This is a genomic window from Vibrio ichthyoenteri ATCC 700023, from assembly GCF_000222605.1.
Taxonomy (GTDB): domain Bacteria; phylum Pseudomonadota; class Gammaproteobacteria; order Enterobacterales; family Vibrionaceae; genus Vibrio; species Vibrio ichthyoenteri.
The window spans coordinates 1-13,634 of record NZ_AFWF01000188.1; the positions used below are offsets into that span (position 1 = coordinate 1).

12 protein-coding genes are annotated in these 13,634 nt (G+C 45.2%); 4 read left to right on the forward strand and 8 right to left on the reverse strand.

From position 1 onward, the window contains the following. Positions 1 to 118: 118 nt before the first annotated feature. Positions 119 to 949, reverse strand: coding sequence for a DUF2797 domain-containing protein (locus tag RH85_RS13100; protein ID WP_006712993.1), 831 nt, complete (start codon positions 947 to 949; stop codon positions 119 to 121). A 276-nt stretch (positions 950 to 1,225) separates the two neighbouring features. Between RH85_RS13100 and RH85_RS13105 the strand changes: the two genes are divergently transcribed. Next, positions 1,226 to 2,536, forward strand: coding sequence for a GGDEF domain-containing protein (locus tag RH85_RS13105; RefSeq protein ID WP_006712995.1), 1,311 nt, complete (start codon positions 1,226 to 1,228; stop codon positions 2,534 to 2,536). A 63-nt stretch (positions 2,537 to 2,599) separates the two neighbouring features. Here the strand turns inward: RH85_RS13105 and RH85_RS13110 are convergent, their stop codons facing one another. From RH85_RS13110 to RH85_RS13120, 3 genes are all read right to left on the reverse strand, one after another. Continuing rightward, positions 2,600 to 3,466, reverse strand: coding sequence for a SanA/YdcF family protein (locus RH85_RS13110; RefSeq protein ID WP_006712997.1), 867 nt, complete (start codon positions 3,464 to 3,466; stop codon positions 2,600 to 2,602). Beyond that, positions 3,466 to 3,789 carry a DUF3392 domain-containing protein gene (locus RH85_RS13115; protein ID WP_006712998.1) on the reverse strand — a complete coding sequence of 108 codons (324 nt, stop codon included), beginning with the start codon at positions 3,787 to 3,789 and terminating at the stop codon, positions 3,466 to 3,468. Before RH85_RS13115 ends, RH85_RS13110 begins: the two co-directional genes overlap by 1 nt. 63 nt (positions 3,790 to 3,852) lie before the next feature. Continuing rightward, positions 3,853 to 5,541 carry an NAD-dependent malic enzyme gene (locus RH85_RS13120; protein WP_006713000.1) on the reverse strand — a complete coding sequence of 563 codons (1,689 nt, stop codon included), beginning with the start codon at positions 5,539 to 5,541 and terminating at the stop codon, positions 3,853 to 3,855. A gap of 197 nt (positions 5,542 to 5,738) precedes the next feature. Here RH85_RS13120 and RH85_RS13125 point away from each other — a divergent pair, with 197 nt between their 5' ends. The 3 genes from RH85_RS13125 (at position 5,739) to RH85_RS13135 (ending at position 9,542) form a co-directional block, all read left to right on the forward strand. Further along, entirely contained in the window at positions 5,739 to 8,084 is a 2,346-nt protein-coding gene (locus RH85_RS13125) for a helicase-related protein (RefSeq protein WP_006713001.1), read from the forward strand. Between the two features lie 224 nt (positions 8,085 to 8,308). Next, the gene (locus tag RH85_RS13130) at positions 8,309 to 8,686 is read left to right on the forward strand and encodes a hypothetical protein (protein WP_006713003.1); all 378 of its coding nucleotides are present in this window, start codon (positions 8,309 to 8,311) and stop codon (positions 8,684 to 8,686) included. 214 nt (positions 8,687 to 8,900) lie between these two features. Continuing rightward, positions 8,901 to 9,542: an outer membrane beta-barrel protein gene (locus RH85_RS13135; protein ID WP_039949030.1), complete on the forward strand. Its 642-nt coding sequence runs from the start codon at positions 8,901 to 8,903 to the stop codon at positions 9,540 to 9,542. A gap of 91 nt (positions 9,543 to 9,633) precedes the next feature. Here the strand turns inward: RH85_RS13135 and RH85_RS13140 are convergent, their stop codons facing one another. The 4 genes from RH85_RS13140 to asnS form a co-directional block, all read right to left on the reverse strand. Beyond that, on the reverse strand, positions 9,634 to 10,824 hold the full coding sequence (locus RH85_RS13140) for an amino acid aminotransferase (protein ID WP_006713005.1): 1,191 nt from the start codon (positions 10,822 to 10,824) through the stop codon (positions 9,634 to 9,636). A gap of 426 nt (positions 10,825 to 11,250) precedes the next feature. Next, a complete protein-coding gene (locus RH85_RS13145; protein WP_006713007.1) occupies positions 11,251 to 11,550 on the reverse strand; it encodes a hypothetical protein in 300 nt (99 codons plus the stop codon). A 172-nt stretch (positions 11,551 to 11,722) separates the two neighbouring features. After that, positions 11,723 to 11,953 carry a hypothetical protein gene (locus RH85_RS13150; protein ID WP_006713009.1) on the reverse strand — a complete coding sequence of 77 codons (231 nt, stop codon included), beginning with the start codon at positions 11,951 to 11,953 and terminating at the stop codon, positions 11,723 to 11,725. A 252-nt stretch (positions 11,954 to 12,205) separates the two neighbouring features. Beyond that, positions 12,206 to 13,606: an asparagine--tRNA ligase gene (gene asnS / locus RH85_RS13155; RefSeq protein ID WP_006713011.1), complete on the reverse strand. Its 1,401-nt coding sequence runs from the start codon at positions 13,604 to 13,606 to the stop codon at positions 12,206 to 12,208. Between the last annotated feature and the right edge of the window lie 28 nt (positions 13,607 to 13,634).

The following is a 13,634-nucleotide window of genomic DNA, read 5'->3' on the forward strand; positions in this document are numbered from 1 at the left end:
TTCTTAATGCCGTTTTGTTAAAAGCACTCATTGCAGTAATCGATAATAAGCTCCCAATAGTGACTGACATATTGGGAGCTTGCGATCTATATCATGCGGTTTTTATCATCAATAAAGCTTAAGCTTCGTCGCTAACTTCAACTTCGTAAGAGGTGAATTTGCGCACGTTAATTACACCGCTATCAAAGATAAGGTATTGGCCTTTAATCCCTTTTAACGTGCCGGTGACCACCGGATTTTTATCAAAATTGTGCGAGACAATCTTGGTTGGATGTTCTGTCACAGGGTAGGCGATAGGGGTGATGCTTTCGCTGAGGATCTCCACCGCATCATCACCAAACTGCTGTTTAACCTCTGCAATCTTTTCTTCGATCAACGGTAGCAATTCGGCAAATTTTTCTTCCAATGGCAGCGGTGACCCATCTTCTTTTAGTAGCGTGCGCCAATTCGTTTTATCGGCAATATGCTTAGCCAGTTCAATTTCAATTAAGCCGGAGATATAGCGGGTCTTTACTTTTAAGATTGGCAGACCTTGCGTTGCGCCTTGATCTATCCAACGGGTTGGAATCTGAGTGTGGCGAGTGATGCCGACCTTCAAGCTCGAGGTATTGGAAAGATAAACATAATGGTCAACCATACAGTTCTCTTTACCCCATTGTGGTTCACGACAAGTCCCTTGTTCGTAATGGCAAGTTTCTGGCTTCATGATGCACATGTCGCAACTCGCCAGCTTTTTCATACAAACAAAGCAGTGACCTTGAGAGTAGCTTTTCTTGGTTTTCTTACCACATGACTGACAAAAAATATTGCCGGTGTGCGTCAGAGTAAGGGTTCGACCCATAAACGGCTTAAGGTCGACAAGTTGCTCACCAACGGGTAAATGGTAGTGAACTTCATTTTCGATAGAGGCACGCATCTTTTTCAGCGTACCAACAGTGATTAAGGACATGACTTTGCTCTATATGTTTTTGTTATGGGGTGGAATCGTTGACCACGAATTTCACGACTATGCTAACAGAAATACCACATGTTTGCTTTTGCTATGCATTTCCATCTCGCAAAGTGTCACAACTTATCAGTGTGGCATGTTGTATGAACTGGCTCATAAATATTGTGGTACTTAGCGTTTTTTAGTTGTGTTGCATAGGTGAGTTGAGTAAATTTGCTCTCAAAAATAAGATTGATTTGCTATATCAACGTTGTTCAGTTTGATTGGGAAGTAAAATTGAAAACAATTCATAAACTTATATTTGGCTTGTTCATCTTCACGATAATTGTCGTTGCATTGCATTGGCTTTACGGTGAAAAAAAAATTTATCGCGTTAGCCCAAGTCAATATACTTACCTAGCAACCAATGATCAGTTACAGAAAGGTGCCTCTACCAGTTCGATTAGTCGAGAGGGTGACGAAGTTATTCTTGATTGCGAACTAAAAATAAGTGCCGATTATAAATGGCCATATTGTGGAATTTCGATCTTATACGATAAAGAAAACCCAACCAAAGGTAAGGACCTTTCAGATTTCCATACGATCCGCTTAGATGTTGATTTTGTCGCTCTGGATGGTGATACCAACCCTGCGATGCGCGTCTATTTACGTAATTACAATCCCGCTTATTCACTGCCTGATAACGAATATACGTATAAATATAATGGTTTAGATTATCGCCAAGCCGATTATTCAAACGTTCTCGAAGTCCCACTGAGAAGTTTACAAGTATTAACGTGGTGGTTGGTGGATAACAAAATCCCGATCGAACATTCAGCACCAGAATTTAATAATGTTAACCGTATTGAGTTTGCAACGGGGTCAGGGACGCCAGTGGGCAAATATCAATTACGTATCCGCAGCATTGAGTTTATCGGCCATTATATTGATGGTGAGACGCTGATGTTAACATTATTGTTAATTTGGGTTGGATTAGCGCTGATATTTAGTGCGACGCAAATACATCGTAAGCAACGCATTTTGAGTGAATCAGAAGCGCGTCGCCAACATTTAAAATTATTGAACCGCTCACTACGAGAAGAAAACACCCAGTTTGCTGAGTTAGCGCATCGTGATGCTTTAACTGGGGCGATGAATCGTCATTCTATTCGGAATTGGTTGGAGCAAGAGTATTACCCAGAGCGAGAGCTTAAAACTCAATTGACGGTAATTTATCTCGACATCGATTATTTCAAGCAAGTTAATGATGTTCATGGTCACAAAATGGGTGACGACATTTTGCGAGAGTTTGCCATCGTGGTGATGTCAGAACTGCGCGCCAGCGATCGATTTGTACGTTGGGGTGGCGAAGAGTTTGTGGTTTTCTGTCCGAACAGCACTTTACGCCATGCTTCAATTTTGGCCGAGCGCTTACGGCAAAAAATCGAATTGCATAAATGGATGCATGGTGAAGTACTGACTGCCAGCCTTGGTGTGGCGGAGTTAGGTCAAGAAACGGCCATTGATATGCTCACGCGAGCCGATGAAATGCTTTATCGAGCCAAGCGAAGCGGTCGCAACCGAGTTGAAATTGAGAATCAAGAATAAAAAAACGCCCCAGTGATGGGGCGTTTTTTGTTTGATAAGAGGTGGATATCGAGTAAGTCGAGATTATGGTTGCTCTTGCTCTTGCTCTTGCTCTTGCTCTTGCTCTTGCTCTTGCTCTTGCTCTTGCTCTTGCTCTTGCTCTTGCTCTTGCTCTTGCTCTTGCTCTTGCTCTTGCTCTTGCTCTTGCTCTTGCTCTTGCTCTTGCTCTTGCTCTTGCTCTTGCTCTTGCTCTTGCTCTTGCTCCATTTGCGTCACAATCGGCTCTTTAGGGCCAAGAAACTTAGGTTTCTCTCCTGTGATGTAAAGATCAAGTACCGCTTTGGCGCGAGCAAATACTTCACGAAAACGGACTTTAAAGCCAAAGTGGGTCGATGGTCCTGCAACGGCAAAGCATTTCGCCTGAATATCGTGAAAATTAGCAATGAAGAGCGCGCGTTCACAATGGAATTTCTGCGTAATGATTAAGAAATTATCAGTATCAAAAATCTCTTTAGCGCGAACCACTGAGTCTAGCGTTCGAAATCCAGCATAATCAAGGTAGATATGTTCTTCAGGTATCTCTGCGCGTAATAAATCACGTTTCATCGTCCAAGGCTCGTTGTAAGAGCGGTGAGCGTTGTCGCCACTTAGCAGGAAATTCGTTACTTTGTCTTGCTGATAGAGATCAATAGCGGCATTGATACGATTAAGGTAATACTCGTTGAGTACCTTACCGAGATATTTGCTGGTGCCGAGTACTACTGCGACATCGTAAGGAGCGACGTCATCAGCGGAAAAATAGAGTTGGTCTTGAGTTTGATAGCTGATCCAGCGATCAATGCCAAACAGCGCAACACCAAGTGCTATCGCCGATATTAGCGTAAATTTTAACGCCTTAACTAACCACGGGGCGTGGATTTTATTCAAAATGGTATAAAAAATCTTGCGCACTAAATTTGTCTATTCCGTTGAGCCCAAAGACCTATGACAATAAAACTTGCCATCACAATAGTAAACATTGTGCCATAAGGAAGCTGGCTTAATGTCTTGGTGAGGTAAGGTGTTGCTTTAACGATGATTAAGCCGTAACCAAACGCATTGATCAATATGAAGACTACGGTTCTTACGACAAAGTTCTGACTTCGGAGCAATTTTCGTAGGCTGGAATTGATCTCTCCACCAAATATAACCAATGAACAGGCAATCAGTGCTGTCGCTATCTCACTTAAGTAAGGTGCGAGGTATTGTCCGGCTGGGGCTAAAAATTCAAACATGTCAATTCATCCAAAGCCCCTGTTTAGGGGCTTTGTTTCTATTTGATGTTAACTAAGCGTAGTTTAGAACGCTGTGCGTTTGTAACGGCGGTACACTGGCTGCCAGAAGTAAGCTTCGATGGCCTCTTCAAGAGCTTCGTCAGTGATTTCCTGCGCGACACCTTGTTCGATTGCTTTTTTACCTACGGCGAAAGCAATTTTTTTCGATACAGAGTGGATCGCCTCTAGCGGTGGAAGCAGCGCACCTTGGCCGTTAATCGCCAGTGGTGAACAAGTCGCCAATGCACGGCTTGACTCTTGTAGCATTTCGTCTGTAACGCGACGTGCCGATACAGCCAGTACGCCTAAACCGATACCCGGGAAGATGTAGCTGTTGTTACATTGCGCGATAGGGTAGGTTTTACCATCGTGAACAACAGGATCGAAAGGGCTACCGGTTGCGACCAATGCTTCACCTTTGGTCCAGCGAATAATGTCATTAGGTGTTGCTTCAACACGGCTGGTAGGGTTTGACAATGGGAACACGATAGGACGTTCACAATGCTTATGCATTTCTTGGATAACGTCTTTGCTAAATAAGCCTGGCGCACCCGATACACCAATCAGTACGGTTGGTTTTGCGTTCGCCATCACATCAAGCAATGAGAAACCATTGCCTTCGTTTTCCCAACTCGCCGTGTTTTCTGTCGGCTGAACCAATTTTTGTTGGAAGTCGAGTAGATTCGGCATGCCTTCTTGCAGAAGACCCCAGCGGTCAACCATGTAAACTTGAGAGCGAGCTTGCGCATCAGAAATACCTTCTGACACCATTTGCGCGATAATTGCTTCTGCGATACCACAACCTGCTGAGCCTGCACCTAAGAAGGTAATGCGTTGATCAGCCAGTTTGCTACCTGCGGCTTTACACGCTGCCAGCAGAGAACCCACAGTTACCGCCGCGGTGCCTTGAATATCATCGTTAAAGCAGCAGATACGGTTTTTGTAGCGTTCAAGCAACGGCATTGCGTTTTTCTGCGCAAAATCTTCAAATTGAACCAAAGCTTCTGGCCAGCGGCGTTGCACTGCTTGAATAAATTCTTCTACAAATGCGTCGTAATCTGCACCGGTAATACGAGGATGACGCCAGCCCATGTACATTGGGTCAGCAAGGCGTTGTGGGTTATTGGTACCCACATCAAGCACGATTGGTAGGGTGTAGGCAGGGCTGATGCCGCCACACGCAGTGTAGAGCGCCAATTTACCAATTGGAATGCCCATACCACCGATACCTTGGTCGCCAAGACCAAGAATACGCTCACCATCGGTTACTACGATCACTTTTACGTTGTGGTTTGAAGCGTTGTTTAGGATGTCATCAATACGATCACGGTTCGCGTAGGAAACGAATAACCCACGGCCACGACGGTAGATATTTGAGAAGTTTTCACATGCTGCACCCACCGTTGGGGTGTAGATGATTGGCATCATTTCAGAAATGTGGTTTTGAACTAAGCGGTAGAAAAGCGTTTCGTTAGTATCTTGAATATTACGCAGATAGATGTGCTTATCCATGTCATTTTCGAAACTGCGGTATTGTTGATACGCACGCTCCACCTGTTCTTGGATCGTTTCAGTCGTCTCTGGCAGGAGACCTTCTAAATTGAAGGAGATGCGTTCTTGCGCGCTAAACGCACTGCCTTTATTTAGCAGTGGAGTACTAAGAAGCGCAGGGCCTGCGAAAGGAATATAGAGTGGACGTTTGTCGTTATACATTGCGAACCTATTATCGGGTACGAGGAACAGTTGTGCGTATGTGCGATGCCAGTTAATAGTTATAACATGGTAATCAGTAAGCTATTGTAACTTGGCTTGCTAAGGTCGACAAGAAACACAATTCGAAGTGGGATCTTAATACCCTCTTATTGGCATTGTCGTTATAATCAGGCGTTTAATTCTCACAGTATGATGTTATGACTTCATTACCAATCGACACCCTGCGCGAACAATTTTTAGCTCGGTTAGCTCAACATCATTTGATCGTTGAGGCGGAAACCGGTTCGGGAAAGTCGACGCGGTTGCCATTATGGGCCAAAGAGCAAGGGCGCGTATTGGTGATAGAGCCACGTCGTATTGCTTGTACTTCGTTAGCGCAATATTTGGCTTTGCAACAACATCAACCGGTCGGTGAGTCTATTGGCTATGCGATAAAACTTGAAACACGTTTTAGTGAGTCAAGTGAAGTGGTGTTTGTGACTCCAGGTGTGGCGTTGCGTTGGTTCAGTGAAAATCAGCTAGCGGATTACGATATTGTTATCGTGGATGAGTTTCATGAACGTCGCTGGGATAGTGATTTGCTGGTGGCGCTATTAAAAGCACATAACCACCATCGCTTGGTGATCACCTCAGCGACAATTGAAGGGGAGAAGCTTGCTCGGTATGTGTCGGCAGAACGTTTACAAGCGCAAGGACGTAACTTTCAAGTCAGTGTGCAATATCGTGCTAATGAATCACGTCAGTTACCCGATAGTCGCCATTTAGAACAGCGCATTAAACAAGAAGTATTGCATGCCCTGCAATCATCTCACGGTGATATCTTAGTGTTTCTTCCGGGGCGTAAAGAGATCACGCAGTGCGTGCAAATGTTGCAAGGGATTGAAGGGGTGATGATTGCGCCGTTGCATGCGTCAGTTAATGATGAGCAACGTGAAATCGCGTTGAATGTTCAATCTCTTACTAAGGTTGTGCTTGCAACCAATGTCGCAGAAACCTCGTTGACGATACCGAATATTGCGGTAGTGATTGACTCGGGACTGGAACGTCGTACTGAACAGCGCAATGGCCGTACGACGCTAAGCCTAAAGCATATCTCACAAGCCAGTGCTAAACAGCGTGCTGGCCGTGCTGGCCGCGTGATGGATGGTATTTGTATTCGCCTTTATGGTGAGCACGCAGCGCTTGCCTCCGTGACGCCACCAGAAATTCATCGTGAGTCATTAACGGAGGTGATGCTAGCCTCTGCGTGTTGTGATAAGCCGCTGACTTCTCTCATTTTTCTTGAACCGTTGCCAGACAAAACTGTGCAACAAGCGTCGCTGTTATTACAAGGTATGCAGGCGATTGATGAGCAGGGTAAAGCGACTGACCATGGGCGAAAAATGTATCCTTTACCGATTGATGCGCTATTGGCCGATCTGGTCACGCGTATGCCATCGAAAGCGCTCAAAGAGGCGATGATAGATTACACTGCGGCACTTGCGACACCAGCAAAACTCTTTCGTATACAAGGTAATGAAGAGCAGTTGGAGCAACTCGCCCAACAAGAGCCGCTCGGCTGCGATGCTCAACTGGCCATGGGACTGATTCGTGGTTCGCAATACGCAGCGATCGAGGTGAATATTGAAGCATTAAATGAGGCCAGAGCTTTGGCTGAGCAAATGCGATCACTGTTTGAGCTTCCTCAATTGGAGGTGGCCTCCCGTTACCAACATCGCGATTTGGTGTTCGCGCTCGCGACATTGCATCCTGAACTGGTGTTTGTGCGCCGTGAGAAAAGGCGTGAAGCGCTGGCCAATGGCTCGATGGAGGTGGTGCTCGGTCGAGAAAGTCGTTTCAAAGGCCAATTCGAGGCCGCGATTGTGTTAGACACGCACAGCTTGCCGGGGCGAGGTGTAAAACAAACGCTGACGCTCGCAACGCAAGTTCTGCCGCTTGAAATCAACGTACTGGCTGAATTGGGTATCGGTGATTGGCAAGAGGGCGCTGTTGTGGTTGACCATGATCAAACCTACATCGAAATGGAATTGGTTTACGCTGGGCGTGTTGTGGCTAAGAGACGTGAAGCGGCTAAAGGAATGTTGGCGATTATGCCAATGTTACAAGGCATCAAATCTGGAGAGTATCTGACAGGTTTTTACCCTAAACGCCAGCGGGAAATTATGCATTGGCGTTTGTTTGTTGAGCTGGGCTTATCGGAAACCAATGACCATCGCGATATTAGCTTTGATAGTTGGTTTACTGAGCAGTTACAGTTGTTGGAACTTAGCGATATCGAAGAACTTGAACTCTTTAGTGAAGATGATTTTGCTTTTGAAGGTATTCCCGAGTGGCAATATGATGAGTTTGCCGAACGTTTTCCTTTTGAGCTTGCGCTGGGTAATCTCAATTTGACGGTTGAATATCATGCCTCGGCTAAGCTGGTTTACGTGATGTATCGTGATGGGTTGCGTAAAACAGATCCCAAACGCTGGGAGTTACCTCGTTGGCAAGGATGGCGTGTTAAATACAAAAAGGCGAGTCGAATCATTGATGTAAAGTAGCATTGATTCGTGATGCATTGATGATGATTAATTTTGGTAACTTAAATATTAAGCAACAGGTTTAATACGTCATCTACTTGTTCTTACTTTGTTATTGTATTGGTTTTTATATGCCATTTCTGCTCGCAAAAAGGATATAAAAGACCATTGTTCTATATCCTATTGCTATATGCACGCAGTTAGTCGATATTGGTTTTATTGTGTTGCCAATATCGGGGGATGATATGGAACGTCAAGGCAAGGCATGTGTGGTATTTGACTATACCTCTTTTCTCGGCGCTTCGTGTAATAAGAAATGGACGTTTCTTGAAGCATTGAGCACCATCGCTCCAGTATTCAGTATTGCTTGGAAAGATACCGTCGAGCAGTCTCGTGATCCTGAAGATCGGTTATGGGAACAGGCTCTAAAGTCGCTTTCTGCTAGCCGTAGTGATGAGTCAAATATTGATACGCTTGTTAAAATTGCTAAAACAGAGGGTATAAGTGAACTTAAGTTAGTGATGCCGTACGAATTGGAACCGGATGTGATTGAACGGCTTCAGCGCAAATCTAACGTAAATATTCAAAATCTCGAACAAGACGAGTTCATGATTACTTTCTAATGATCTTAAAAAGGTTTAAGGCTATGGCTTTAGACCTTTTTTTTGTCCGTAGCATTTCTTCCGATTAAACGTAATTCAGTGCTGTGGTAAAGGATTGGCCATTAGAATCGCGCTTATCCCACAGGTTCAGAGACTTAACTTGTCGTTTTCAGGTTTGATAACTACGATTATTTTTGATCGTAAATAATGGACTATGACGACTAAAGGTGAGCCAATGGCACTGAATCGAATCAAAAAATGCGTTGTTGCGTGGTGGGTTATGGCCGCAACGTTACCAATCTCCTTTGCCAGTTTTGGGCAAATTGGCCTTTCCGATTTTCGTTATGGTTATGTGGATTTTGCCGCAGGCTCGCTGGACGAGAAAATTGGTGAGAATAGTAACGTAACCGCGATTAATGCTGGTGGCAAATTGCCGATTGATCGGCGCTGGCTGGCAACCCTCGATTATTCTGCGCGCTTTATCCATCCCGATAAAACCACCACTGAGATATATACCGTATTGCCGGGGGTGGCTGCACGAATAGATGCCGGGCCGGGACTTCAGTTTCTTGCGAATGCCAAAGCCGGTATGCAGTGGGCTCGCTTGACTGATGATAAGACCAATATAAAGCTAGAAAGTAGCAATGAGTTTGTTTGGGGAATGGAGGTTGGTTTAGTTTACAATATTACCCCACGGTGGCGTTTGGCGACCGACGCTGAGCTAAATCGCAGTGATATCTTGGATGTAGAAATCTATTCGCTACGGGCTGACTTTCGCATTAACTCAGGGTTTACCATGGGGGGATTCTATAGTCACCGGGACAGTGAACGGGGCTCAACCAATGAAGGTGGCGTGGCAATGAAATTGTTTTTTTAGCCATGCATTAAGCTATTTGGCTTGAAGTTGCAGCGGTGAAAGGCAAAAAAGCCAGCGAGAGCTGGCTTTTTAAATTGTGCGCTGTTTGTGCTTACATTACTGCCGCAATACCTTGGCACAATGGTAGCATGTTGGACTTAGTCATACCGGCAACACTGATACGGCCTGAACCCACGATGTAGATAGCGAACTCATCTTTAAGACGCGCTACTTGGTCTTTGTTTAGACCAGAGAATGAGAACATACCATTTTGACGCTCGATAAAGCTAAAGTCAGCATCAACACCTTGCTCTTTTAGAGTGGTCACAAACAATGTACGCATCTCTTGGATACGGTCACGCATCTCTTTTACTTCCGCTTCCCATTCTGCACGTAGACCTGCATCATTTAGGATGTAAGTCACTACTGCCGCGCCGTGCGCCGGTGGGTTAGAGTAGATAGAGCGGATGATCGCTTTAACTTGAGAGAATGCTGTCGCGGCAACATCTTCATTCTCACCAACAAGTGTGAATGCGCCTACGCGCTCGTTGTACAAACCGAAGTTTTTAGAGAACGAGCTCGCGATAAGAATTTCTTTGTTGTATTTCGCAAAGGTACGCAGACCAGCAGCATCTTCTTCTACACCCGCCCCAAAGCCTTGGTAAGCGAAGTCAAATAGAGGAAGCAGTTTTTTCTCTGCTACCAGCTTAGCCAGTACTTCCCATTCATCAGCCGTCGGATCGATACCCGTTGGGTTATGACAGCAGCCGTGCAGCAGTACGATATCGCCTGCGTTTGCTTGCTCAAGATCCGCTAACATTGCTGCGAAATCTTTCTCTTTCGTTTCTGCGTTGTAGTAACTGTATTGCGCTGTTTCAAGACCAGCAGCAGTGAATACGCCAATGTGGTTTGCCCAAGTTGGGTTGCTGATCCAAATTTTCACGTCGCCAAGTTGGCGTTTGATAAATTCACCCGCCACGCGCAGAGCGCCTGTACCACCCGGCGCTTGTGCCGTTTTGGCGCGCTTATCAGTAATGATCTGAGCGTCAGTACCGAACAACAGTTTTTGTACCGCAAGGCCGTACTCTGATGTACCTTCGATGGTTAGGTATGACTTAGTTTTTTCGGTTTCAACCAACGCAGCTTCCGCTTTTTTTACGGTCGCAAGAACAGGTGTTTCACCTTGTTCATTTTTGTAAATGCCAACGCCTAGGTTGATTTTTTCAGCGCGAGGATCCTTTTTAAACTCTTCCGTGAGGCCAAGAATCGGGTCTGCCGGAGCAGCAACTACTTTTTCAAACATAATTGTCATCCATGTTAATCGAAGGGGATAATTGTAATAACTTGAATATTTATACCTTTATGATGCACAGGTGACAACACAAATGCGTTAGAAACTAGAAATTTTATTCATTAGTCGTTAAAGCTTGTTCAATGTGCTTACTTTTCATCATCTATTATCACTGGAGAGGGGAAATGACTGTGTCTATAGAGGCAGAACCTGTTTCAGCCAACTCGTGGCTCAATGGATTTTAGGTGAGGGGAGTCCTTGTTAAATAACGCTTAAATGAACTTAACTTAAAGTGGTTTTCCTGTTTAGAGCGCTATTGTGCCGTATTTTCCTCGGTTGGTATGAAGTGGCGGGATTGGTAGATGTTTATGGTGCTACGGGCGCAATTTGAGTGATGGAAATCGGTCAAGGCCGCGATGGCATTGACCGATGAAAGCTCTATTTTTTTAAATCGATTTGCGATTCATGCGCATGGGTTTCAAAATCAGGGTTGTTTGACATTTTGTTGCTCGCCCAGTGATTAAGATGGCTAAGAATGGCTTTCAAAGCGTGTTTCTCTGTCGGCTGTTCATTTGCAGCGGTTTCAATTTCAGCTTTTGGATGAGTCCCGGTCGCATCTTCAGCAATGTGCAGCCAATCAGGGTGCCAGTAGTAAGGCTGACCTAATGGAGTTGTCCAAGTGTGAACACCATTGGTTTCGCCTTTATATTCAATATCGTTTTCGTTGTACTTAGTCATTATTAGCTTCTCTCATCATCTATGAGTTGAGGGTTGTCACTTTAACGTTATAAATGTAACAGACTGGAATTATATTTATGTGATGCCAATCGTTTAGCGCTGTTATCAAACCCATCTAAACATGGTGATTTGACCTTAAACTATTTTTAGCGAAGACGTGAAGTGCCCTAGGTTAGCGACCGTTAAGGTGGTCGAGGATTGCTTTCTCGGCATGTTGCTGTGAGGCATTTTCTCCATCGGGCACATCAACTGGCTGCTTGGGGTGCAAACCAAGGGCATCTTCTGCAACGTGAAGCCATTCAGGATGCCAATAGTAAGGGTTGTCACCTTGAGGATGGTCCCAGCGGTGAACGCCTTGATGCTCGCCTTGGTAAGATAGGTCATCGAGTGTAAATAACTTCATTCTCTTCCCTCTCTATTTGTCGTCAATATTCAGTATGAACCATAACGGCGAGACGCGCTGCTTGGGATAGTGTTTGGTGCTTGTCTTTAAGCAAGGTCAGCTTATTTGATGCGGTAACGGTATGAAGTGAATCGCTCTTATGCAGAGGGAAGCGATAAATAGGTATTGCAGCATGTAAGCAAGAGAAGAGTCGCGACAATATAAAAAAACCTCCGACAATGCGGAGGTTTTTGCGTTTCTACTTACTTCAAATTAGAAGTTAGCTGAACGTGGAGTACGTGGGAATGGGATAACGTCACGAACGTTGCCCATACCAGTTACGTAAGAAACTAGACGCTCAAAACCAAGACCGAAGCCTGCGTGAGGTACTGTGCCGTATTTACGTAGATCGCGGTACCAGCTCATGTGCTCTGGGTCGATACCCACTTCACGCATACGCTCATCTAGGATCTCTAGGCGTTCTTCACGCTGAGAACCACCGATGATTTCGCCGATGCCAGGTGCAAGTACGTCCATTGCCGCTACCGTCTTACCGTCATCGTTCGCACGCATGTAGAATGCTTTGATGTCTTTCGGGTAGTTCTTAACGATTACTGGCGCTTTGAAGTGCTCTTCAGCAAGGAAACGTTCATGCTCAGAAGACATGTCGATGCCCCACTCAACGTCAAATTCAAATTTCTTACCAGAGTCTAGTAGGATTTGGATTGCGTCAGTGTAATCAACTTGTGCGAAATCAGAAGAAACGAACTGCTCTAGACGAGTAATCGCTTCTTTATCGATGCGAGAAGCAAAGAACTCAAGGTCATCGCGGCACTCTTCTAGTACAGCTTTGAATACAAACTTAAGCATGTCTTCCGCAAGTTTTGCTACATCGTTTAGATCAGCAAATGCCACTTCAGGCTCAACCATCCAGAATTCCGCTAGGTGGCGGCTGGTGTTTGAGTTTTCAGCACGGAAAGTAGGACCGAAGGTGTAAACCTTGCTTAGAGCACAAGCGTAAGCTTCAGCGTTTAGCTGGCCAGAAACCGTTAGGAACGTTTCTTTACCGAAGAAGTCTTCGTTGTAATCTACTTTACCTGCGTCTGTACGAGGTAGGTTTTCCATGTCTAGCGTTGATACGCGGAACATTTCACCCGCACCTTCTGCATCAGATGCAGTGATTAGTGGTGCTGAAACCCAGAAGTAGCCTTGCTCGTGGTAGAAACGGTGAATCGCTTGAGACAGACAGTTACGTACACGTGCTACTGCGCCGATCACGTTTGTACGTGGGCGTAGGTGAGCAACTTCACGTAGGTACTCGATCGAGTGGCGAGTTTTCGCCATCGGGTAAGTTTCTGCGTCTTCAACCCAACCAACCACTTTTACTTCCGTTGCAGCCAGTTCAAATGCTTGACCTGCAGCAGGAGACGCAACGATGGTACCCGTAACTTCAACAGAACAGCCAGTCGTTAGCTTAAGGACTTCGTCGTTGTAATTATTGAGATTATTTGGGACCACGGCCTGAATCGGGTCGAAACAAGAGCCGTCATAGATGGCAAGGAATGAAATTCCAGCTTTGGAATCACGACGTGAACGGATCCAGCCGCGGACAGTTACTTCACTGTCTACTGCTAGCTTACCGCTCAATACGTCTTTAACAGGCGCGTAAGTCATGTTTAAAATAATCTCCATTGAGGTAAAA